The organism is Exiguobacterium aestuarii (assembly GCF_020171655.1).
In the GTDB taxonomy this organism is placed as follows: domain Bacteria; phylum Bacillota; class Bacilli; order Exiguobacteriales; family Exiguobacteriaceae; genus Exiguobacterium; species Exiguobacterium aestuarii_A.
On record NZ_JAIVAC010000001.1, the window covers coordinates 613237 to 634895 of the forward strand.

The following is a 21659-nucleotide window of genomic DNA, read 5'->3' on the forward strand; positions in this document are numbered from 1 at the left end:
TCCTTTTCTACGAGGAGGGGCTTACATGGAGAAACAACGATTGTGGGACGAGACGTGGTTATTGTTCGCCGATATGATGGCAGAACGACATTCGAAATGTGCATCGAAAAGTGTTGCCTGTGTCATCGTCAAAGATGAAAAACCAATTTCAATTGGTCTAAATGGTACACCTTCTGGTCATACGAACTGTAATGAGATTTATATCAAGCAAGAAGACGGCTTCTATAAGCATGCCGACTACGTTGCATCATCGGATCTCGATATGATCAATGAGCCCGCCCGGCTCATCCGGGATGCTGTGACATATATCAAATGTACGGACCCGTATGATCATCATCACTGGTCGAAGCAACATGAGATTCATGCCGAAATCAATGCGATCGGAAAATTGGCTGCTGATTCGACGAATGCGTTCGGTGCGACAGCCTACGTTACTCATTCACCGTGTCATGCCTGCTCTCTTGCTCTGATTGCAGCGCGCGTCGCCCGCGTCGTCTATGCGGTCGGATATGAGCATGGTGACGGTTTAGAATTAATGCGTGAGAGTGGGATTGAAGTGTTACATATGCCACTTGAAAAAATGTACAAAAATACATTGTAAACGTTTTCATTAGATGATATATTATTAATGTACTGCCAATGGTGTTTTACTCTTCCATTATTCGCCCCTCTTCGGAGGGGCCTTTTTTGTTGTTCAAAATGAAGTGAGACAAACTTTACACATAATGTTCAATATTTCACAATATACTCTCTAAAATCTCTTATATAATAAAAGTAGATTCAGGAGAGGGGAATTTGTTCATGGAAAAACACGTTCGCTTTACAGATGGTGCATATGAAGTAGAAGCGTTAATCACGCTTGAAGAAGTATGGGAAGATAAATTTGCGATTGGCATGCATCAGGAATTGGCAGTCAAATCGTTGACCATCAATGGAAATGAAGTTTCTGAGATTAAGCATGTCCGTGCACTTCTTCGTTACTATCCGACACTCGGGGTGTCAGGCATTTTGTTAGCACTTGATAAGGCAGCCGCTGAAATCGTTGCTTTATCAAAAGATCAAGATCCTGCCCTTCAATATGTTGAACTTGTAGCCCTCCAAATGGATGAGGCAGCGACAAACGACTTGAAAACTTTATACGCAGCGATGTGATTTTAATTGGGTGAACCATTTCACCCAATTTTTTGTTGCATCTATTCTTCGTTATGGTATGATATTTACAGATGAAGAAATGGAACGCCATATCGTTGTCAACCATAAGCATGGGGATCTAGATAGCTAGATCGCTGTCAAAAAGCCACGTTCATAGGAACGTGGCTTTTTTTTGTGCAATGATGTCGAAACCAGCGGCTACATCTTTAGCGAGGTGAGCATCTGATCCTAACGTGAAAGGGATGTTCAATTGGCTCGCATCTTTGGCGAGTCCGGCGACGTATGGCTCACCACAATCAGGTTTTCTAAGTCCTGCGGTATTAAAATCGAGGCCGAATCCTCGATCGGCAATCGCTCGCAAGAGACGTTCTTCCTCTTGTCTGACTGCTGAACGATCCCAGTCATAATTTTTTTGATATTTGATCGGTAAGTCGATGTGTCCAATCCGAGTGACTTGAATCGTTTCCCATGGAAAGCTGAGACTACGTTCAATCGAGTCATAATAAGCTTTCATCGCGTTTTCGAACGAACCGAGTGCTTGAACGAGGTCGTCAAACGTTTCAGCAGAATAATCTACTGGCATATATACACCATCTATTAATAAAAAGTGTTGGGACAAGATGACTTCATCAAGTAGAGGAGCATATGGTTTTAACAAAGCAATCGTCTCTTCTTCTAGATGTGGCAACAAGTCGACTTCTAGCCCGACTTTAATGCCAATGACCTCTTGATACTGTCTTTTCATCTGATGCAACGTATTAAGGTAGTCAGGAAGGAGGTCGATCGACATCGCGGAGTCTTGATTCGGCACTGGATCGATAAACGCCTGTGGGAACGGTGCATGTTCTGTGAACGTCATCGTTTGCAGGTTTTTTTCAATCCCGACTTGAATATAGTGTTCAATCGGGTCTTTTGTACCGTGTGGACAATATGGGGTATGCACATGACCATCATGGGTAAAGTTAAACATCTGTTACACGTCCTTTTCAGTTCAATTGGTTGACAGGTGTTTCTCTGTTTGATAAATTTAACACACTACTTTAGTTTGGTAAAGTGATAATAAGATAAAGGGTGGTTATCATGATTTGGTCAAATTCGAAAGGTTCAATTCCAGAAGGATGGTATGAACTACAATCAGGAGACGTCATTCGACCAAAACGGTGGATGCTGTCATTTTTAGAAAAGGCAGAGGCGAGCGGTTATGCCGTCATCGACCCGCCGTTACTCGAATACTATTCACACTATCAAAATTTGGCGCTCTTTGACGAGTCGGCCTATTATCGTTTATTCGGGAATGACGGGGAACTCCTCGTCATGCGCCCTGACTATACATTGCAAATCGCAAGAAAGTTAGCAGACGGTCATGAACCGATGCGTGTCGCGTACGCCGGAGCTGTCTACCGTCGGACGGTCAAACATTCCGGTCAACCACATGAACGGCAACAGCTCGGACTTGAGTGGGTCGACGGGGAAGAGAAGGACAGTCATCTTATCGAATCATTTCTCGATATGACGGAAGGAGTCCTGCCGACTGAACGTTTGACAATTAAAATCGGATCAGCGGCTGTCATCTCGCTCATCGCGAAAGAGACAGGCATTCAAGAACGGACATTCCGAAAAATCTTAGCACTTCGAAATTTAGAGTCGTTACGTGAGTTAGCAGAGACGTATCGCTATCCATTGATTGCAAAGCTACCGTTTTTAATTGGGAATTCAGCGCTCGAAGAATTACGGGCTGAGGCACCAGAGTCTCTAAACGATGCCATTGATGAAGTCGATGAGGCCGTACAACATTTGCGTGCAATCGGTCTAGACGTATCGTACGATTTCGGTCAAACGGGAGATTTCGATTACTATTCAGGTTTGACCGTGACGGGAAGTGTAGAAGGAAAGCGTGTCCTTTCAGGGGGACGATACGATTCCCTATATGGTCATTTCGGACACTCAAGACGAGCGTTCGGCATGTCACTCGATTTAGAACAGTTAGATGAGGTGATCAAATGAAGGTAGCGGTTGCGAAAGGACGAATTGAAAAAGCAGCTCGTCAATTTTTTGTCGAACGTGATTTACCCGTTTGGCCAGAGAAGCGGGGACGTGAACTCACAGTAAAAGCAGGAGATCATGAATTTATTTTCGTCAAAGGGGACGACGTCTATAAATATGTGATGCACGGAGCGGCTGATGTCGGAATTGTTGGTGGAGATATTTTACGAGAGAAAACGCCAGGTGTACTTGAAGTCGTCGACTTACCGTTTGGACGCTGTCGGATGGCCGTATGTGGTCCGAAAGTTCGACGTAATGGCACAAAGAAATTAAAAGTGGCGAGTAAATATCCGAATATCGCCATCTCACACTTCGCGTCAAAGCGACAAAATGTAGAAGTCATCGCGTTGAATGGGTCTGTGGAGCTCGCTCCGTTAACAGGACTAGCGGATTGTATCGTCGACATCGTCGAGACAGGTGCAACGTTAGCAGCGAATGACTTAGAGGAATATGAAACGATTTTTTCAATCAATGCAAAATTCATCACGAGCGAAACGGCTTTGGCAGAGCAGCCTGACGAATTAAAGACATGGATTCGAAAGCTGAGTCAGGAGGAGAATGCATGAGTACAGAAACGAATCGATCACGGCGAGAAGCTTGGGCGGAAGCGGTCAAACCAATCGTAGAAGCGGTTGAGGCACGCGGAGATGAAGCACTCCTTGAATGGACGCGTCAATTCGATGGGGTAGACCAAATCGAGTCTGTCGATTTGTCTCGCTTTACCCCGCCGGCAGCGTATGCTGAACTGACGGAAGCGTTGACCTTAGCGGCAGAACGAATTCGCGCCTTCCACGCGCATCAAGTACGTCAAGATGATGTGTTCGAAGATACGATGTTCCGACTCGGTAGACGTTATATGCCGCTCGATTCGGTCGGTGTCTACGTACCAGGTGGGACAGCCGTCTATCCGTCGAGCGTCCTGATGAATATCATTCCGGCGAAAGTGGCCGGTGTCAAACGAGTCGTCATGGTCACTCCACCAAAAGCAGATGGGATTGACATTTCCCTCTTGATTGCAGCAAAAATCGCAGGGGCAGATGAATGTTTTCTAGTCGGAGGCGCGCAAGCCGTTGCCGCACTCGCATATGGGACGGAAACGATTCGTCCGGTCGATAAAATTGTAGGACCCGGAAATGCGTATGTCGCGACGGCGAAGGCGCTCGTCTCGCACATCGTCGGCATCGACTCTGTAGCCGGACCGTCCGAAGTGTTGATCATTGCCGATGAAACGGCAAATCCGAAGTGGGTCGCGGCGGATCTTCTCGCACAAGCAGAACATGACGTAGAGGCGACGGCTATCGCACTCGTCACGACAGAAACGCTTCGTGAAGAAGTCGAACAAGAACTTGAGCGTCAACTTTCGCTCTTACCACGACAAGAGATCGCTAGGGAGTCATTGAAACGTGGCGGAGTCATCGTTCGATCACTAGAAGATGCCATCGAGTACGCGAACACGATGGCTGCGGAGCACGTCCAGTTGGCCGTCAAAAATCCTGAAACGTTGATGGGTGCGATACGTCACGGCGGGTCGTTCTTCCTCGGTCACGAGGCGGCGGAAGCGTTCGGGGATTATATCGCTGGACCGAACCATGTCCTTCCGACAAGTGGGACGGCGCGATTCTCGAGCGGATTGTCCGTCGATGACTTTTATCGCCGTCAGACGTTCCTTGAGATGACAGAGCTTGATGAGGCGATCACAAAGGCTGCGATTCGAATCGCAAAACAAGAACAATTAGAAGGACATGCCCGTGCCATGGCTGTTCGGATGGAGGACGTATGAGACGAAATTATCAGAACATCCCGCGATATGTGCCCCATGCCGTATCAGGATACGCGCTCAATCAAAATGAAAGTCAATATCCGTTACCAGAGCGGCTTGAACGGGCTATTCGAAACGTTTCACTCGAGGCGCTCAGCCGTTATCCGGTCGAAGAATTGCTTGCTTTAAAAGCGAGTTATGCGAACTATGCGGGAGTCGAGACGACGCAACTGATGGTCGGAAGTGGAAGCGACGAGCTGTTGGCCATCTTAAGTCAGGCCATTTTAGATACGGAAGACCGTGTGGTCGCACCGGCTCCAGACTTCTCGATGTATGGCATATACACACAGATTGCGAGAGGGCACTTCATGCAACCGGATAAGCATGGATTGAGTTACGATGCGCTAACCGAACTCATTCAAACGAATGAACCGAAGCTCGTTCTGATTTCGAATCCAAATAACCCAACCGGTAAGATGTGGACACTTGAAGAATTGTCGGACATTGCGACACGTGTCCCTTATCTCGTTGTGGATGAAGCCTATATCGATTTCACGATGGAGGATTCATTTGTGTCTCGCTTGAACGAGCATCCGAACGTCATCATTTTACGGACGTTATCAAAAGCGTTCGGTCTTGCGAACCTTCGAATTGGATTCATGATTGCGTCAGAAGAAATCATCGAACAGATCGACCGGTTCCGTTCACCGTTCAACGTGAGTGGACTCAGTGCCGCGGTCGCCAACGTTGTATTGCGTGATGAGACGTATATCCAAGAGTCGATTCAGTTCCATACGGCGCAACGTGAGAAATTAACCGAGTTGTTACGACCGATCGGTGAGATTTTACCGAGCCGTGCCAACTTTATCTATGTCAAAACCGATGACAGTGAAGGGTGGGCATCCCGCTTCCTTGAAAAAGGCGTCCATGTACGTGCGTTTCCGGATGGATTACGTGTCAGTGCAGGGACAGATGAGGCGTATGCCTATATCCGACAAACGATTGAAGAGGTGAATTCTGTTGAGAACAGCTGAACTAAAGCGTGAGACGAAAGAGACAAAAATTGAGATTCGAGTCAATCTAGATGGAACAGGAGAAAGCACCATCCAAACAGGAGTCGGCTTTTTTGACCACATGTTGACGTTACTTGCTTTTCACAGTCAGATGGACTTAGAGGTGAAAGTCGAAGGTGATACATGGGTCGATGCCCACCATACAGTGGAAGATGTGGGGATTGCACTCGGTCAACTCATTGCGAAGTCTCTCGGAGACAAAGTCGGGATTCGTCGCTATGGAACGAGTTATATGCCAATGGACGAGACGTTAGCGCGAGCGGTCGTCGATGTGTCGGGACGTCCCTTCCTTGTCTATCAAGCGGATATTCGCAATCCGAAGCTTGGGGATTTTGATACCGAGCTCGCTGAGGAATTCTTCCGAGCGGTTGCCATGAACGGTCGACTCACGCTTCACCTCGCGGTCCTGTATGGATCGAACTCACACCACATGATTGAAGGGTTGTTCAAAGCGTTCGGACGAGCACTTGCTGAGGCGGTCTCGAGCGATGGGACGGATCGTCTCCCTTCTACGAAAGGATGGATTGAAGGATGAAAGTAGCGGTCATCGATTATGGAATGGGTAACGTATTTAACGTCGAACGTGCGTTGCAGGCCATCGGTTGCTACGTCGTGATTACGAATGATGCAAGCCAAATTGAAGAAGCGGACGCCATTTTACTTCCTGGGGTCGGTGCTTTCCCGCAAGCGATGCAATCACTCGAACAGACGGGGCTCATCCCGCTATTACAAAAGATAGCGACGGAAAAGCCGTTTTTAGGAATCTGTCTTGGGATGCAGCTCCTGTTTGATTCGAGCACGGAAGGCATGCCGACAAAAGGTCTCGGGTTGATTCCGGGCACGGTTGAGCGGATGCGCGCGAAGCGTCTTCCACACGTTGGATGGAACTCGATTCTTCGCGATGAGGACGTCTACTTTGTTCACTCTTATCACGCCGTGACGGACGATGCCAATATCGTGGCGGAAGCGGAATATATGGGAGAGCGTGTTCCCGCGATTGTTCAAAAAGGACTCGTCACAGGCATGCAGTTTCACCCGGAAAAAAGTGGGGCGTTCGGTCTCAGTTTACTTCAAGAATGGAAGGAGGCGGTCGAGCGTGAAATTACTACCCGCCATTGATTTAATTGGAGGCAAGATTGTCCGTTTGACGGAAGGCGATTTTTCGACGGAAGAACAATACGGTGACCCGTATGAATTATTAAAAGCGTGGCAAGGAAAAGTGCCGATGATTCACTTGATAGACTTAGAAGGGGCTAAGGCAGGCGAACCGCGTCACTTAGATGTCGTCCGTTATGCGAAGTCTCTTGGCTTTCTCGTACAGACGGGTGGTGGGATTCGTTCAGAAGCCTCACTCGATGCGGTCATGGAAACCGGTGCGGACCGTGTCCTCTTAGGGACAAAAGCATTTACGGATCCTGACTTTTTAGACAAGGCGATTGAAAAGTATGGCAAACGAGTTGCTGTGGCACTCGATGCATATGACGGAAAGGTCGCCATCAACGGATGGCAGGAAGCGACAAAGCTCGATGACATCTCGGTCGCTCAAGATCTCGTCAAACGAGGGATTGAGACGATTCTGTATACGGACATCGGATCTGACGGAAAACTGAATGGTCCGAACGTTGCGCGCATGAAGGCGCTACGCCAAATCGTCAACGTCACACTCATTGCCTCAGGCGGTGTGACGACCGAAGAGGACGTGAAGGAACTAAAAATGGCTAAGATTGATGAGGCCGTCGTTGGGAAAGCGCTCCTCTCCGGTAAAGTAAGTATCGATGAACTGATTGAATGGGAGGCGCGTTATGCTTAAACGCAGAATTATTCCATGTCTCGATGTGAAGGAAGGCCGTGTCGTCAAAGGGATTGAATTCGTTCAACTACGAGACATCGGTGACCCGGTCGAAATCGCGAAGTATTATGATGAGTCCGGAGCCGATGAACTCGTCTTTCTCGACATCACGGCAAGTACGGAACGCCGCCAGACGATGCTAGATGTCGTCAGTGCAGTGGCACGGAAAGTATTCATCCCGTTGACGGTCGGTGGAGGAATTCGTTCACTTGATGACATCTCGTCATTATTAAAAGCAGGAGCAGATAAAGTATCGTTGAACACGCTCGCTGTCGAATCCCCAAGTCTCATTCGAGAAGCGGCCGATCGTTTCGGGTCACAATGTATCGTCGTTGCGATCGACGTGAAATTTGAAGACGGGGAATACTATGTGTACACATATGGCGGTAAACAGAAGACAGAACTGTTAGCGGTCGAATGGGCGAAACAAGTGGCCGCACTCGGGGCGGGTGAACTTCTTGTCACGTCCATGAACCAAGACGGAAAGCAAAGCGGATATGACCTTGCGATTTTAGAACGACTTCGCGAAGTCGTCGACATTCCGATTATCGCCTCAGGTGGGGCGGGGAATGCCGAGCACGTAGTCGAAGCGCTCGAGAAGGTCGATGCCGCACTACTTGCCTCCATCTTACATGACCGAAAAACGACAGTAGAAGAGGTGAAGCACGTATGCACGAGTCACAACTTGCCGATGCGGTTCGTTTCGACGAAAATGGATTGATTCCCGCCATCATCGTCTCAGAAGAAGACGGGGCCGTTCTCATGCTCGGATATATGAACGATGAGGCCATCCGTCAGACGCTACGTGAACGGGTCGTGACATTCTGGTCTCGTTCAAAAGGTCGGCTATGGATGAAAGGGGAGACGAGCGGCAACACACTTGACGTCGTCAGTATCCACGTCGACTGTGACCAGGATGCGCTTCTTGTTCGTGTCCATGCGAATGGTCCGACTTGTCATACCGGAAATCGAAGTTGTTTCTTTACGGAGGTGAACGTATGATTCATGAATTGGAGCAATTGATTCAATCAAGAAAGAATGAACCAAAAGAAGGTTCATATACGACGTATTTGTTTGAACAAGGCGTTGAAAAAATTGCGAAGAAGTTCGGTGAAGAATCGTTCGAGGTCGTGATTGCCGCAATGACGGACGAAGATTTGGTCGAAGAATCGGCCGACCTTCTGTATCACCTGCTCGTCTTATTGGCAGCTAAAGGTGTGCGCTTAGAAGATGTAGAAGCGTTACTTGCCAAACGTCACGGCACGACGACGCCTGCGAAGCCTCGTCGAGACGTCACGGAATGGTAAAGCAAAAGGAAGGAGCGCGTCTCCTTCCTTTTTTGTGTCAACGATTGACCGAGGCAGCCATGCGAATGTATGTATGACGTCGCCCGCGAATGGCAATTGAAAGTGCCTGAATGTTCTCTGGTACGGCAATCCCAGACAATCCGGCGTCACCGATATGGACGATATCTGCGCCTCCACGCTTTGAAGAGAGTGCGATCTCACGAACAGTCGCCACATCAGCCCCTTCTTGAGATGTCCCGATTGCGGCTAACGTGAGTGCTCCGAGTGCTTGCAGTTCTTGTACGAGTTCGTGGAATGCCTCTTCACGGACACCCGGAACGGTTCCTGGAGCTGGCAGAAGAATAATGTCTGCCCCTGCTTCAACGAAGCGGATATATGCGTCGCGATCTAACACGCTGCCGACACCGGCCTGATGCATCTTTCCGGCAATGATGACGCCAGCGAATTCACGACGCCCTCGGATAATCGCTTGTTCGATTGCTTCATTCGTAACCCCGGTATTCGGGTTGCCTGTCAGACAAACGAAATCAATCCCGAGTTCAGACGCTTTTTGGAACGCTTCGACTGAAGCGAGTCTGCCTCGTTTCACTTCGTTCATCTCAGACGATTTCTCTGAAAAGTCGACAGGTTCTAAATTGATTCCAATCGGTAACCCAATCAGTCTCTTTAGCTCCAGAATCGGATGGTCACTCATCTCATCACCTGGCATGTCGCCGAACAGCGCGTGACTTTCAAGTCCTTTAATGTAAGGATGGAACACATCTAACATGTTCAATAAAATCAAGTCGGCACCGAACGCTCTTGCCAGTTCTGCATTCGTGACTTCTGGGTAGAGCGGTTGCACCGTCGGGATGACCTCCGCCATGACCGTTCGTCCTTCTGCTTTTCGAATCGACCCGACTAAATCTTGACGATTAAACGTGATAAAATCACTTGCCCGACACTCTAAAATACGTTTCATCACATCTTCCTCCTTCTGCTCATCCTTGTCTCTATTCCCTAAATGATTTGAAAATCCTCTATACTGAGTGTAAGGAGGGATTATGATGACGGAAAAAGAGAAGATGATTCGTGGTGAATTATATTTAGCTGGTGATGAGACGCTCGTTAAAGATCGGAAGCATGCCCGGCGATTGACCGAGCGATTCAATCGTTCCGGGATTGATGATTTGACTGAACGGAAAGAAATTCTTAGTGCGTTACTCGGTTCGACGAAAGAGTCGTATTACATCGAACCGAACTTCAAATGTGATTACGGGTACAATATTCACTTGGGTGAACGATTCTATGCGAATTTTGACTGTGTCTTTTTAGACATTTGTCCCATCACTTTCGGGGATGACTGTATGCTTGCACCAGGTGTACATATCTATACGGCGACACATCCGATTGATCCGATTGAGCGCATCTCTGGGTATGAGTTCGGAAAACCCGTGACGATTGGAGACCGGGTATGGATCGGTGGAGGGGCCATCATCAATCCGGGTGTGACGATTGGAGATGAGGCAGTCATCGCATCTGGTGCAGTCGTCACAAAAGATGTGCCACCACGGACGGTCGTCGGAGGAAATCCGGCGCGCGTGATCAAAACGATCGACTGACAAAAACTCCTGAACATGAGGTTCAGGAGTTTTTTACGTGACTTGTTTCCTTGTATTGCTGAATAGCTGTATGTGCGAGATGAAGTGCCGCTTCGTCACCGATGGTCACTCGAATGCCCGTCGGTTGTTTCGAAGTGTGTACGTTCAATGCGGTCAATTGTGCCCATACTGCTTCGGGTTGCTCGAGCTCGATATACAAAAAGTTTGTCGAGGCAGGGAGGACGTGACCAATTGATTCAAAAGCGGATACCCACTTTTGCCGCATCTCGTCATGCCATTCGATTGTTTCTTGAAGATAAGTTGCATCTTTTAAGAAGATGTTGCAAATCTTTGCACTCACCCCGCTAATGTTGAACGGTGGGATGAATTGACGGAAATAGTGAGCGAGTTCGTTGTTTGTCACCATGAATCCAATTCGTACGTTTGCCAATCCGAACGCTTTTGACATCGTGCGAAGGACGATGAGATTCGGATGGTTTGCAATGAACGGGATCATGCTGTCATCCGGTGTGAAATCCATATACGCCTCGTCCACCACAAGGTAAGGAACGAGTGAGGCGAGATGCGTCAACTCTTTCACGGTCCACAGCTTCCCGGTTGGATTGTTCGGGTTCGAGAGAAGAAGAAGCTTCGGATGATGCGTCTCGATTGCTTCTACAATTCCCTCATATGATAAATCATTGGCTTGAACATGTTGCCCGTGTGCGATGGTCGTGAAGATTGGATACATCGAAAAGTCAGGCGCCGGGGACAAGACGATGTCATTTGGTGCGAGTAATGCTTGCGTCACGACATGAATCATCTCATCACTCCCACAACCGACGAGCAGTTGCTCAGGTGTCACACCGACATACGCAGCGTAGCGTTCGAACAACTCATTGATCGGTTCGACCGGATATTCGTGTAAGTCATGATACGTCAACGAATCAAGCTGGCTCTTGATTCGTTCAGGTAACGGGAACTGACTTTCATTTTGATTTAACCGATGTCCCGTCGGATAAACGACGGGATAGATCGGCAGCTCGACTTGTCTCATTCAGTCGGCTCCATCGAGAACCATTTTTTCACCAATTCATCGATTTCGCCAGACTCCATCATCTTGTTCAATTCTTCGTTGAACTGGTCGCGTAACTCATCATCTAACTTAAATGCAGCAGCTGAACCTTTTTCGCCATCCTCTTTTAAAGCGAATGTATAGAAGCTGTCATCTTGATCTAGATACTTTTGCGCGACCGTGTCTTCGATGACCATTGCATCGATTCGACCTGTATTCAATTCTTGAACGATTTCAGGGATCTTGTTCAACGATACGAGTTCAGCGTCAGGCGCTTGTTCTTTTGCGATGTTTTCTTGAATCGAAGCCGTTTGGACACCGATTTTCTTACCAGACAAATCTTCGATTGCCTGAAGCGACTCATCTTTTGTCATGATCAAGTTTGTCGCGGAAAGATAGATGTCTGAGAAGTCCGCATTCTCTTTACGCTCTTCTGTTGGCGTCATTCCTGCCATGACGAAGTCGACACGCCCGCTATTCAAGGCTCCGAGTAAGCTACCGAAGTCCATATCTTCAATCTTCAATTCGTAACCGAGACGTTCTGTAATCGTCTCTGCAATTTCAATATCAAATCCGACGATCGCATCTCCGTTTGCCGTATCGACAAATTCATATGGGAAGTAATCGGCGCTCGTCCCCATGACGAGCGTTTTTTGCTCTGTCGCTTCACCTTCTGTTTCTTGACTACATGCACCGAGTAAAGCCGCGCTTAACATAAGTGTACCTGCTAATAACCATTTTTTCATATGTGTATAATGCCTCCCTGTTGTAGATGAGACTAAGTGTATATGTATGATTATTAATTGTAAAGCATAAAAATACAAAAAATATTAAAAAGAGAAACGCTTTTGAAATGAAAGCGTTTTAAATTGATTTCAAGTAGTTTCTGACTGCTCGTGACGATTTCAAATGTATCAAATTAGGTTTTGTCGGATGTTGTTGAATTTGTCGTAACAGTTGTGACCGTTGAACGTCAGGAAAATTCCAAACCCATTTGAGGAATGCGAAATCGAGCTTTTCCTCACAGGAAGCGCCCATATCCGGTCGCGTCGTACCACGATATCGGACGACTCGTTTGAGGACGCGGTATACACAAACGATTCGCGGGAGGTCGATCAAAATGACGGTATCTGCTGCCTGTAAACGTAAATCAAGCGTGTTCCCGAAGTTTCCATCGATGATCCATTGATCTTTCTTCACGAGTTGTTGTTGAATATCGATTCGTTCCTCTCTCGGCGCCATCACCCATCCCGGTCTCCACATGAGAGCATCCAAATGATAGACATCGAGGTGTAATCGTTCACCGAGTTGACGGGCAAGTGTTGACTTTCCTGCACCGCCTGAACCGATGATGAGGATTCGTTTCATGCTTGTATTGCGATTAATCGGTAAGTTGCTCATCTATTCTTGTTCATCCTCCAATACAATCCATTTCTTCAATTGCTCATCCTCTTCATAAATGACCCGGACATCCATCTGTCCGATGACGAGTCGTTGTTCCGAACTGAACATGACGATCGGATAGTTCGTTGACACGGGTTTGTCCGTCTCGAAAATAGGACTATGCGCCTGCATCGCGTAATACCCGTCCGACCTCGTGTTGGCAGCCCCTGCATCAATCTGTGTCACATGGTCAAATCCTCTCAGTCTGAGCACATAACTATAAGACGTTCTCGCTCCTTGCTCGAGACGCCATTCTTCGATGATGGCTGATTTGTCGTCCACCGATCGCTCTTCTAGCACTTTCTGTACCGTATACTCTTTTTCGTAAGGAATCATCTCCTGGATGCTGACGACTGTCATCGTCGCGAGCTTGAGCGATTCCTCGGAAGGTGGGGTAATCAGTATACCAATAAAGATGAGGATAGGAATCAATAAATAAACCATGACACGACTACGCATTTTCATCACCTTACCTTTTCAGACTGTAAACTATTTCTGCATAAGAGAATCAGTTCCCTTCAAAAGAACGCTGGAATCTCAAAAACCGATTCATTTCTTCAATTTTTTAAAGGAGCAGGTATGATACAGATAGGAGGGATGTACATGAAAATCGGGGTCATAGGTGGAGGTGTTGCGGGCTTGACGGCAGCTGCGCTCGCGCAACAAAAAGGGCATGATGTCATCGTCTTTGAAGCGTCGCGTGAATGGGGCGGGTGTGCCGGCAAGTTTCAACGGGGTGACTATTTGTTTCCTGCAGGCGCCACACTCGGTATGGGGTTCGAACGAGGAGGGGTCCATCAGCGGGTTCTTGAAACATTAGAAGAATCGGTCAAGGTGACGTTACTGGACGAGGTGATGGACATTCATCTGCCTGACGTCACCGTCATTTACTATCGCGACCGCAATCGCCTTCTTGAGGAGCTCAGTCGCGTGTTCTCAGAGCATTATGAGGCAATCCATGCGTTTTACCGCGAAGTGTGGGGAGACTTTGAGAAGATTCGTCCGTTGTTTCAAGAGTTGCCGGCACTTCCGCTTCGCACGACATCAGACATGGTTTACGCGCTGAAAGGTTTTCGACCGAATCAAATCACAGCGCTCCTAAAACTCCAGCGGCCACTCGGTGACACGTTGGTCCGTCATGGATTGAACGGTACGATGTTCGAGCGATTTATCGATGGAATCCTGCTCGATAGTTTGCAGACCGGTGCGAAAGAAGCGAGTCATTTACTCGGTGCAGTGGCGCTGTCGGTCTATCACGAAGGAGCGTACTATGTGGAAGGTGGGCTGTATCAATTGGCTCATGCGTTAGAGCGAGCCGTCCGAACGTTTGGTGGCGAGACGAAATTAGGGAGAGACGTCCAGTCCATCGAACGAGTGACGGATGGATGGCTCATCACCGATCGAAGAGGACGACTTGAACTGGTCGATGTGATTGTTTCCGCCATCCCGATTGAGCGGACGAGCGAACTTCTCAAAGGACAGGAACAACGACGCTTCAAACGACAATATCGAAGACAGTTGAAGCAGTCTCAATGGGGCACGTTCAGCCTCTACCTCGTCTTGCCTGAGGATGTCTGTCAACAGAAACCACTATTTCAACAAATCTATCACGAGCGATTACCGAGTGGGCATGCGTTCATATCCATGTCGGCGCCGGATGACGTGTTGCGCACAGAAAAACCGGAACGGACCATTACGGTATCCACACATATCGATTTATCAGAATGGCAACATTGGAAAGACCGAGCGGCATATGAGAAACTAGAACAAGATTGGACCAATCGTCTCGTCGACGTCGTCGCGACTGGATTTCCCGATTGGGACCGTGAATCGTCACTTCTCCTTCCTGGTGGACCAGGTGCATGGGTGAAGTATACGAAGCGACCGCATGGGGCAGTCGGGGGGTATGCCCAGACGCCAAGCCAGGCGTTGTTCCGTGCCGCGAGTTATCGCACAGACTTGCCGAACTTTTATGTATGCGGGGATACCGTATTTCCAGGGGCGGGGACGATTGGCGCAATGACGAGCGGGTTACATGTTGCCCGAGCACTCGGGGTGACGATTGATTAGGGGGATATTGATGAAGAAAAAAACATTTGATGAACTGACAACATTGGAATTGTATCGCTTACTGGCGCTACGGACTGAGATTTTCGTCGTCGAACAGAACTGTCCGTATCAAGAAATCGATGGAAAAGATGAACAAGCCATCCATTATTGGATCGAAGAAGATGGAGAGATTGTCTCTGGGCTTCGTGTTTTGACGGAAGCCTCTCCAGTCGCCATCGGACGTGTCGTCACGAAAGCGACGCATCGAGGGAAAGGTCATTCTCGTAAGCTGATGGAAGCTGCAATTAAGGATTTTGGTCATGAGACGCTCTATCTGCAAGCTCAGACATATGTGGAACCTTTTTATGCCTCGTTTGGCTTCAAACGGACAAGTGATGTGTATCAAGAAGATAGTATTCCACACGTCGATATGTTACGAGAATCAACGAATCCCGCTAGTACCGTTTCCGAATCGTTCATGTTAGAATGAGAAAGAACATTCACGTGCCTTTGAGCACGATTACATCATAGACATAAAGGGGTTTACAATGGTGACCGATCAACAAGTAATTGCAAAAGCAAGAGAATTGGCAGACGTATTAGCACAAACACCAGAAGTGGCGCGTTTCAAAGAAGCGGAAGCGAAAGTGAACGGAAGTGACCGCGTACAGACGTTGATTAAACGAATCAAATTCTTACAAAAAGAAGCCGTCAACTGTAAGCACTACGGCAAGACGGAAGCACTTGCGAAAGTCGAGCAGAAGATTGATAAAGCGATGGAAGAACTCGATTCAATCCCGGTCGTTCAAGCGTTCCAGGAGACACAAGTCGAAGTGAACGATTTGCTTCAATACGTGACGGTCACGCTCGCGAACTCCGTGACGGATCGCATCATCGAATCGACGGACGGAGACGTCCTTGCAGGGAAGACAGGGAGCGGCATGGCGGCTGAACAAGCACGCGGCGGCTGCGGATACTAAAACGACACAGCTGGCCGATGGTCAGCTGTTGTACTTTCTAGAGGTGAATTAACATGCAAGAAGTCCATCAGACACCAATGATGAAACAATATTTCTCAATCAAGGCAGACTATCCGGACGCCTTTTTATTCTATCGACTCGGTGACTTTTACGAGTTGTTTTTTGAAGATGCACAAATTGTCGCGAAAGAGTTAGAGCTCACGCTCACTTCTAAAAATGGGAAACAGGCTGAGCATCCGATTCCCATGTGTGGTGTCCCACACCATTCAGCGGCAATCTACATCGAACAGTTGATCGAAAAAGGTTTTAACGTCGCCATCTGTGAACAGACGGAGGATCCGAAGGCAACGAAAGGGCTCGTGAAACGGGAAGTCATTCAAGTGATCACGCCAGGTACATACATGGCATCACTCAGCGAAAAAGAGAACCGTTATCTCGTTGCCATCTCGGACGTCGCGGGACGTTTTGGGATTGCTCGAGGTGACGTGACGACGGGGGAATCGTGGCTGACGACGCTCTCGTCAGAAGAAGCCGTCTTACGAGAAATCGAAGGATTGCTTCCGAACGAGGTCATCGTTGAGGATGAACGACTCGCTGACTTGTTAAAACAGACCGGCATTCCTCTCTCGATTCAAGTGGACAAGCGGGAGAGTCCACTCGCACAAGGTGCGAAAGACGAGGCGCAGCGCTCGGCATTTGAGTTGCTGTTCGCCTATCTCACGAAAACACAGAAGCGTTCGCTCGATCACTTGCAACCGGCTGTCGCCTATGAGGTCGAACAGCATATGCAGCTCGACGCCAATACGGCCAGAAACCTTGAACTGTTTCGTTCCGCTCGTTCGGGAGAACGGAAAGGGTCACTCCTTTCACTACTTGATGAGACGACGACGGCAATGGGTGGTCGTTTGTTGAAACGCTGGCTTGAACAGCCGCTCTATACAGAACAAGGCATCAAAGAGCGACAGGACGCCGTCGAAAACTTAGTGGACGACTTCATGTTGCGCGATCAACTACAGGAAGAGTTGAAGCGAGTCTATGACATCGAACGCCTTGTCGCTAAAGTTGGGTATGGGACAGCGAATGCGCGAGATCTCGTCCAACTTCGCGACACGCTCGAGCGGATGCCTTCTGTCCGGTCACTCTTACAAACAGTGAAAGCGGATCGCTTGCAGCAAATTGAACAGAATCTCGACTCGTTCGAGACGTTGAGTGAACAGCTCCGGACTGCACTCGTCGACTCACCCCCGATTTCGACGAAAGAAGGCGGGATGATTCGTCACGGGTATTCAGAAGAGCTCGATGAACTGCTAGAAGCGAAAGCGAACGGGAAATCGTGGATTGCCAACCTCGAACAACAGGAACGTATCGCAACCGGCATCAAGTCGTTGAAAGTCGGTTATAACCGCGTATTTGGTTACTACTTGGAAGTGACGAAGGCGAATGCGAAGTTGCTCGAAGAAGGGCGTTATGAGCGGAAACAGACATTGACGAATGCGGAACGATACATTACGCCTGAGCTAAAAGAGAAAGAAGCCCTCATCTTAGGAGCGGAAGAGAAGAGCTGTACGCTCGAATATGACTTGTTTGTCGCACTTCGAGAAGAAGTGAAGACGTACACGAAGGCTCTTCAGCAATTGGCCCGTTCACTCAGTGAGTTGGATGTGCTCCTCGCCCTTGCCGTTGTAGCGGAAAGACGAGAATATGTACGCCCGAAAACTACATCGCACGTACAAATCGAACGCGGCCGTCACCCTGTCATTGAGACGGTCTTGCCGCGAGGTGAGTATGTCGCTAATGACTTGACACTTGACGACACACGTCAAATGTTACTCATCACCGGACCGAACATGTCCGGTAAATCGACGTATATGCGTCAGTTTGCGTTGATTGCGATCCTTCATCAAATCGGTTCATTCGTCCCGGCAGAAGCAGCGGAACTCCCGCTCTTTGACCGCATCTTTACACGGATCGGTGCGGCGGACGATTTGGTGAGCGGACAGTCGACGTTCATGGTCGAGATGACCGAGACGCGACAAGCCGTCACAGAGGCGACGAGCAATAGTCTGATTCTATTGGATGAGATTGGTCGAGGGACGTCAACGTATGATGGGATGGCACTTGCACAGGCAATTGTCGAGTATATTGCCTCAACAATCGGAGCGAAGACACTCTTCTCGACGCACTATCATGAACTGACGGTGCTCGAGGATTCGATTCCGACACTTGAGAATGTTCATGTTCGGGCGATTGAGCGGGATGGGCGTGTCGTCTTCCTCCATGAAGTGCATCCAGGACGTGCGGATAAATCGTATGGGATTCACGTGGCGGAATTGGCCGAACTCCCAGATTCATTGATTGACCGGGCACGGACGATTCTGTCAGAACTCGAATCCGAAGCAACGAAACCTGCTTTGAACGAGCAAACCGCTCCACCTCAAGTGGAAGAAGTCAGTCAGTTGTCATTGTTCGAGTCGAATGACGCTGTTCGAGAACAGCTGCTCAAACTCGATCTATTGGCAATGAATCCAATCGAAGCGATGCAGGCGCTCTACGAACTGCAACAGACCGCAAAGAAAGGGTGAGTCGATGGGAATCATTCGAGAGTTACCGGAACAACTCGCGAACCGAATCGCAGCAGGGGAGGTCGTCGAACGACCGGCTTCCGTCGTCAAAGAATTAGTCGAGAATGCGATTGATGCGGGAGCGACGAAAGTGGACGTCGACTTACAAGAGGCGGGCATTCGTCTCATCAAAGTGCGTGACAACGGACACGGGTTCCATGAAGAAGATGCAGCACGAGCCTTCTTACGACATGCGACGAGTAAAATCCGGGACGAGCATGACTTGTTTCGTATTCGGACGCTCGGTTTCCGTGGTGAGGCACTCGCCTCGATTGCGTCGGTCAGTCACGTCTCGTTGAAGTCAAAACGAGCAGATGAAGACGGTTTTGAGATGACGCTTGAAGGCGGTGTCGTAAAGGAGACGAATCCAGCGGCGACGAACGTCGGGACCGAAATCGCGGTCAGTCAGCTCTTCTTCAATACACCGGCACGGCTGAAATATTTGAAGACATCGGCGACGGAACTCGCGAGCATTACCGACACGTTGAACCGTTTGGCACTGTCTCATCCAGAGATTCGCTTCACCGTCTTTCATGAAGAGAAAGAACTGTTGCGAACGAACGGGAATGGAGACTTGAAGCAAGTCATGCTCGCCATCTATGGTCGCCAAGTCGCCGCACAAATCGTCACGGCCTCGAGTAAAACGAACGACTATACACTGAGCGCGCATCTCGTGCGCCCGGAAGTGACCCGTTCGAACAAACAATACGTGACCCTCATCTTAAATGGCCGAAGCATCAAGAACTTTGCACTGACACAAAGCGTGCTTGAAGGCTATCATACGCTCTTACCGATCGGTCGCTATCCGATTGCCGTGCTCGAAGTGAAGATGGACCCGATGTTGATTGACGTGAACGTCCATCCGACGAAACGTGAAGTGCGCTTGTCGAAAGAAAAAGAATTATGTCAGCTCATTCGAGAGACCGTTCAATTGACGCTCCGTGAGCAACGTCTTATTCCGTCTGTGAAACAAGAGCCAAAACCAAAACGAGAGACACCGTCCGAACAGTCGAAACTCGACTTTTCGATGGAACCGCAACCTAAACAAGTAGACACGGTCGAGTGGAATTATCCGATTCCTCGGGAACGAAAAGAGTCGATCACGTCTCCTTCCCAATGGAATCCGGCGCCGCTCGTTCACGAACCAGAGCCAGAGATGCTCCAGGCAGAACAGGTTGAGGAAACCGATCGTCAGTCCGAACGTCTTCCGGCGCTAGATGTTATCGGACAACTGCATTCAAGTTATATCATCTGTGGAGCGGAAGACGGGATGTACGTGATGGATCAACATGCTGCCCAGGAACGCATCAAGTATGAATTGTTTTATGAGCAGTTAGGACGTCCAGAAAAAGAGTATCAACTCCTGTTGATTCCGTTGACGTTGGAGTTCACACAGGAAGAGACGCTCGCCATCGAAGAAGTGCTCTCCCTTCTAGCGGAAGCTGGTATCACGTTAGAACCGTTTGGGGGAAACACGTTCCTCGTGCGCGAGATTCCGACATGGTATCCGCAACATGACTTAGAGGGTACAATTCGTGATCTAGTGGAGATGGCGATTCAACAACGTTCGATTGACATCGCGAAATATCGTGAGGAAGCATCAATCCTCATGGCGTGTAAACGATCGATTAAAGCGAATCATCCTCTCAATATGGACATGATGCGACAATTGATTGATGATTTAGGTCGTACGACGTCTCCATTCACTTGTCCGCACGGTCGCCCGATTCTCGTGAAGTGGAGCACGTACGAACTCGAGAAGTTGTTTAAACGCGTCATGTAATCGTCTTGTTACTTTGTTTTAATACGATGTAACGTTTATTTACAAGTCCTCATGGGAAAACTATACACATGTCACTCAACGCATCGAGGTTGAGAGGTGGCTTTTTCACTGCCTCACCCTCAAGATGTCGACATGAAATGTATATCCATGTAGGAGGAAAAGAAAATGACGAACAAACTTCAAGTATCAAAACGAGAATTACGCCCACGGTCACTACGCACGAAGTTGCGTAACGAAGGAAAAGCGTTAGGAGTTGTCTATGGTTATAAAGTAGATAGCACACCAATCGTGTTTGACGAGATGGACCTTCGTAAAATTCTTCGAGACCACGGTGACAACGCCTTGATTGAACTCCATTTCGATGGAAACAAGATCAACACGCTCGTGCACGGATCAGAAACAGATCCGTTCACAAACTTCTATCAGCACGTCGAATTTATGGCTGTGAAGATGGATGAAGAGACAGAAGTAGAAGCGGATATTGCCCTCGTCGGCGACGCGAAAGGCGTCAAAGAAGGCGGATATCTCGCTCAGTCGCTCTATAAAGTAACGGTTTCTGCGACACCTGCCAACATCCCTGAACGCATCGAACTTGACGTGTCAGACCTCGAAATCGGTGACTCGGTGACAGTAGCGGATCTTCCAGAAGACAAATCGTACACGATTGTCTCTGAACCAGATATGCACATCGCCTCTGTGAATGAGCCGGTTGCTGAGGAAGAGGAAGAAACGACTGAATCAGAGGAAGGTTCTACTGAGGAAGAAGCTTCTGAAGGATCTTCTGAAGAAACAGAAGAATCGACTGAGGATAAAGAATAATTGTAGAGAACGTGCTTCGAGAAATCGAAGCACTTTTTCTTTGTCACAAATCCGCCACATGTAAACGATTACGATGTGAACACTCTGTCAATTCCTTCTAGAGGTGATTGCCAACAGAGACTGTAC

23 protein-coding genes and 1 pseudogene are annotated in these 21659 nt (G+C 48.5%); 18 read left to right on the forward strand and 6 right to left on the reverse strand.

From position 1 onward, the window contains the following. Nucleotides 1-25 precede the first annotated feature (25 nt). Together LCM29_RS03175 and LCM29_RS03180 are read left to right on the forward strand one after the other, a co-directional pair. Nucleotides 26-601, forward strand: coding sequence for a deoxycytidylate deaminase (locus tag LCM29_RS03175; protein ID WP_224860777.1), 576 nt, complete (start codon nucleotides 26-28; stop codon nucleotides 599-601). A gap of 200 nt (nucleotides 602-801) precedes the next feature. Beyond that, nucleotides 802-1152, forward strand: a complete 351-nt coding sequence (locus tag LCM29_RS03180; RefSeq protein ID WP_074034584.1) for a hypothetical protein — start codon at nucleotides 802-804, stop codon at nucleotides 1150-1152. Between the two features lie 151 nt (nucleotides 1153-1303). Here LCM29_RS03180 and hisJ read toward each other — a convergent pair whose 3' ends face one another. After that, nucleotides 1304-2122, reverse strand: a complete 819-nt coding sequence (gene hisJ, locus LCM29_RS03185; RefSeq protein ID WP_224860779.1) for a histidinol-phosphatase HisJ — start codon at nucleotides 2120-2122, stop codon at nucleotides 1304-1306. Nucleotides 2123-2232: 110 nt separating this feature from the next. Between hisJ and LCM29_RS03190 the strand changes: the two genes are divergently transcribed. The 9 genes and pseudogenes from LCM29_RS03190 to hisIE all read left to right on the forward strand — a co-directional run bounded on the left by LCM29_RS03190 (nucleotide 2233) and on the right by hisIE (nucleotide 9183). Then, complete coding sequence (locus tag LCM29_RS03190; RefSeq protein WP_224860781.1) at nucleotides 2233-3156, forward strand: ATP phosphoribosyltransferase regulatory subunit; 924 nt, start codon at nucleotides 2233-2235, stop codon at nucleotides 3154-3156. Continuing rightward, nucleotides 3153-3761, forward strand: coding sequence for an ATP phosphoribosyltransferase (gene hisG, locus LCM29_RS03195; RefSeq protein ID WP_224860783.1), 609 nt, complete (start codon nucleotides 3153-3155; stop codon nucleotides 3759-3761). Before LCM29_RS03190 ends, hisG begins: the two co-directional genes overlap by 4 nt. Continuing rightward, nucleotides 3758-4975, forward strand: coding sequence for a histidinol dehydrogenase (gene hisD, locus LCM29_RS03200; RefSeq protein WP_224860785.1), 1218 nt, complete (start codon nucleotides 3758-3760; stop codon nucleotides 4973-4975). The genes hisG and hisD overlap by 4 nt, the downstream gene beginning before the upstream one ends. Further along, on the forward strand, nucleotides 4972-5988 hold the full coding sequence (locus LCM29_RS03205; RefSeq protein WP_224860787.1) for a pyridoxal phosphate-dependent aminotransferase: 1017 nt from the start codon (nucleotides 4972-4974) through the stop codon (nucleotides 5986-5988). Before hisD ends, LCM29_RS03205 begins: the two co-directional genes overlap by 4 nt. Then, complete coding sequence (gene hisB, locus LCM29_RS03210) at nucleotides 5975-6562, forward strand: imidazoleglycerol-phosphate dehydratase HisB (RefSeq protein WP_214783567.1); 588 nt, start codon at nucleotides 5975-5977, stop codon at nucleotides 6560-6562. Before LCM29_RS03205 ends, hisB begins: the two co-directional genes overlap by 14 nt. Continuing rightward, nucleotides 6559-7146 (forward strand): imidazole glycerol phosphate synthase subunit HisH, encoded by a 588-nt coding sequence (gene hisH, locus LCM29_RS03215; RefSeq protein ID WP_224860790.1) that lies wholly within the window; start codon nucleotides 6559-6561, stop codon nucleotides 7144-7146. The genes hisB and hisH overlap by 4 nt, the downstream gene beginning before the upstream one ends. Further along, nucleotides 7124-7837 (forward strand): 1-(5-phosphoribosyl)-5-[(5-phosphoribosylamino)methylideneamino]imidazole-4-carboxamide isomerase, encoded by a 714-nt coding sequence (hisA, locus tag LCM29_RS03220; RefSeq protein ID WP_214745297.1) that lies wholly within the window; start codon nucleotides 7124-7126, stop codon nucleotides 7835-7837. Before hisH ends, hisA begins: the two co-directional genes overlap by 23 nt. After that, nucleotides 7830-8597, forward strand: coding sequence for an imidazole glycerol phosphate synthase subunit HisF (hisF, locus tag LCM29_RS03225; RefSeq protein ID WP_224860792.1), 768 nt, complete (start codon nucleotides 7830-7832; stop codon nucleotides 8595-8597). The genes hisA and hisF overlap by 8 nt, the downstream gene beginning before the upstream one ends. Continuing rightward, nucleotides 8546-9183: pseudogene (hisIE, locus tag LCM29_RS15240) on the forward strand (bifunctional phosphoribosyl-AMP cyclohydrolase/phosphoribosyl-ATP diphosphatase HisIE). The gene hisF and the pseudogene hisIE overlap by 52 nt, the downstream one beginning before the upstream one ends. Nucleotides 9184-9220: 37 nt before the next feature. Here the strand turns inward: hisIE and LCM29_RS03240 are convergent. Then, nucleotides 9221-10144 carry a haloacid dehalogenase-like hydrolase gene (locus LCM29_RS03240; RefSeq protein WP_224860794.1) on the reverse strand — a complete coding sequence of 308 codons (924 nt, stop codon included), beginning with the start codon at nucleotides 10142-10144 and terminating at the stop codon, nucleotides 9221-9223. 85 nt (nucleotides 10145-10229) lie between these two features. On the opposite strand from LCM29_RS03240, the gene LCM29_RS03245 reads away from it, so the two are divergent. Next, on the forward strand, nucleotides 10230-10784 hold the full coding sequence (locus LCM29_RS03245) for a maltose acetyltransferase domain-containing protein (protein WP_285800662.1): 555 nt from the start codon (nucleotides 10230-10232) through the stop codon (nucleotides 10782-10784). Nucleotides 10785-10806: 22 nt separating this feature from the next. Here LCM29_RS03245 and LCM29_RS03250 read toward each other — a convergent pair whose 3' ends face one another. The 4 genes from LCM29_RS03250 to LCM29_RS03265 all read right to left on the reverse strand — a co-directional run bounded on the left by LCM29_RS03250 (nucleotide 10807) and on the right by LCM29_RS03265 (nucleotide 13746). Beyond that, the gene (locus LCM29_RS03250) at nucleotides 10807-11820 is read right to left on the reverse strand and encodes a pyridoxal phosphate-dependent aminotransferase (protein ID WP_224860796.1); all 1014 of its coding nucleotides are present in this window, start codon (nucleotides 11818-11820) and stop codon (nucleotides 10807-10809) included. Continuing rightward, a complete protein-coding gene (locus LCM29_RS03255; protein WP_214745287.1) occupies nucleotides 11817-12584 on the reverse strand; it encodes a transporter substrate-binding domain-containing protein in 768 nt (255 codons plus the stop codon). Before LCM29_RS03255 ends, LCM29_RS03250 begins: the two co-directional genes overlap by 4 nt. Before the next feature lie 118 nt (nucleotides 12585-12702). Continuing rightward, nucleotides 12703-13206: a DNA topology modulation protein gene (locus LCM29_RS03260; RefSeq protein ID WP_224862732.1), complete on the reverse strand. Its 504-nt coding sequence runs from the start codon at nucleotides 13204-13206 to the stop codon at nucleotides 12703-12705. Between the two features lie 33 nt (nucleotides 13207-13239). Further along, nucleotides 13240-13746, reverse strand: coding sequence for a hypothetical protein (locus tag LCM29_RS03265; protein ID WP_214783540.1), 507 nt, complete (start codon nucleotides 13744-13746; stop codon nucleotides 13240-13242). 138 nt (nucleotides 13747-13884) lie between these two features. On the opposite strand from LCM29_RS03265, the gene LCM29_RS03270 reads away from it, so the two are divergent. The 6 genes from LCM29_RS03270 (at nucleotide 13885) to LCM29_RS03295 (ending at nucleotide 21533) form a co-directional block, all read left to right on the forward strand. Beyond that, a complete protein-coding gene (locus LCM29_RS03270) occupies nucleotides 13885-15351 on the forward strand; it encodes a phytoene desaturase family protein (protein ID WP_224860798.1) in 1467 nt (488 codons plus the stop codon). Between the two features lie 10 nt (nucleotides 15352-15361). Continuing rightward, entirely contained in the window at nucleotides 15362-15820 is a 459-nt protein-coding gene (locus tag LCM29_RS03275) for a GNAT family N-acetyltransferase (RefSeq protein WP_224860800.1), read from the forward strand. A gap of 58 nt (nucleotides 15821-15878) precedes the next feature. After that, nucleotides 15879-16310, forward strand: a complete 432-nt coding sequence (locus LCM29_RS03280; protein ID WP_012726155.1) for a RicAFT regulatory complex protein RicA family protein — start codon at nucleotides 15879-15881, stop codon at nucleotides 16308-16310. A 53-nt stretch (nucleotides 16311-16363) separates the two neighbouring features. After that, a complete protein-coding gene (gene mutS, locus LCM29_RS03285) occupies nucleotides 16364-18892 on the forward strand; it encodes a DNA mismatch repair protein MutS (protein WP_224860802.1) in 2529 nt (842 codons plus the stop codon). Nucleotides 18893-18896: 4 nt separating this feature from the next. Beyond that, on the forward strand, nucleotides 18897-20714 hold the full coding sequence (gene mutL / locus LCM29_RS03290; protein WP_224860804.1) for a DNA mismatch repair endonuclease MutL: 1818 nt from the start codon (nucleotides 18897-18899) through the stop codon (nucleotides 20712-20714). A gap of 165 nt (nucleotides 20715-20879) precedes the next feature. Further along, the gene (locus LCM29_RS03295; RefSeq protein ID WP_224860806.1) at nucleotides 20880-21533 is read left to right on the forward strand and encodes a 50S ribosomal protein L25/general stress protein Ctc; all 654 of its coding nucleotides are present in this window, start codon (nucleotides 20880-20882) and stop codon (nucleotides 21531-21533) included. Nucleotides 21534-21659 lie beyond the last annotated feature (126 nt).

Coding starts and splice junctions, on each gene's coding strand:
- LCM29_RS03175 (WP_224860777.1), top strand. CDS start 26: ATGGAGAAACAACGATTGTGGGACGAGACGTGGTTATTGTTCGCCGAT.
- LCM29_RS03180 (WP_074034584.1), top strand. CDS start 802: ATGGAAAAACACGTTCGCTTTACAGATGGTGCATATGAAGTAGAAGCG.
- hisJ (WP_224860779.1), bottom strand. CDS start 2,122: ATGTTTAACTTTACCCATGATGGTCATGTGCATACCCCATATTGTCCA.
- LCM29_RS03190 (WP_224860781.1), top strand. CDS start 2,233: ATGATTTGGTCAAATTCGAAAGGTTCAATTCCAGAAGGATGGTATGAA.
- hisG (WP_224860783.1), top strand. CDS start 3,153: ATGAAGGTAGCGGTTGCGAAAGGACGAATTGAAAAAGCAGCTCGTCAA.
- hisD (WP_224860785.1), top strand. CDS start 3,758: ATGAGTACAGAAACGAATCGATCACGGCGAGAAGCTTGGGCGGAAGCG.
- LCM29_RS03205 (WP_224860787.1), top strand. CDS start 4,972: ATGAGACGAAATTATCAGAACATCCCGCGATATGTGCCCCATGCCGTA.
- hisH (WP_224860790.1), top strand. CDS start 6,559: ATGAAAGTAGCGGTCATCGATTATGGAATGGGTAACGTATTTAACGTC.
- hisF (WP_224860792.1), top strand. CDS start 7,830: ATGCTTAAACGCAGAATTATTCCATGTCTCGATGTGAAGGAAGGCCGT.
- LCM29_RS03240 (WP_224860794.1), bottom strand. CDS start 10,144: ATGAAACGTATTTTAGAGTGTCGGGCAAGTGATTTTATCACGTTTAAT.
- LCM29_RS03245 (WP_285800662.1), top strand. CDS start 10,230: ATGACGGAAAAAGAGAAGATGATTCGTGGTGAATTATATTTAGCTGGT.
- LCM29_RS03250 (WP_224860796.1), bottom strand. CDS start 11,820: ATGAGACAAGTCGAGCTGCCGATCTATCCCGTCGTTTATCCGACGGGA.
- LCM29_RS03255 (WP_214745287.1), bottom strand. CDS start 12,584: ATGAAAAAATGGTTATTAGCAGGTACACTTATGTTAAGCGCGGCTTTA.
- LCM29_RS03260 (WP_224862732.1), bottom strand. CDS start 13,206: ATGAAACGAATCCTCATCATCGGTTCAGGCGGTGCAGGAAAGTCAACA.
- LCM29_RS03265 (WP_214783540.1), bottom strand. CDS start 13,746: ATGAAAATGCGTAGTCGTGTCATGGTTTATTTATTGATTCCTATCCTC.
- LCM29_RS03270 (WP_224860798.1), top strand. CDS start 13,885: ATGAAAATCGGGGTCATAGGTGGAGGTGTTGCGGGCTTGACGGCAGCT.
- LCM29_RS03275 (WP_224860800.1), top strand. CDS start 15,362: ATGAAGAAAAAAACATTTGATGAACTGACAACATTGGAATTGTATCGC.
- LCM29_RS03280 (WP_012726155.1), top strand. CDS start 15,879: ATGGTGACCGATCAACAAGTAATTGCAAAAGCAAGAGAATTGGCAGAC.
- mutS (WP_224860802.1), top strand. CDS start 16,364: ATGCAAGAAGTCCATCAGACACCAATGATGAAACAATATTTCTCAATC.
- mutL (WP_224860804.1), top strand. CDS start 18,897: ATGGGAATCATTCGAGAGTTACCGGAACAACTCGCGAACCGAATCGCA.
- LCM29_RS03295 (WP_224860806.1), top strand. CDS start 20,880: ATGACGAACAAACTTCAAGTATCAAAACGAGAATTACGCCCACGGTCA.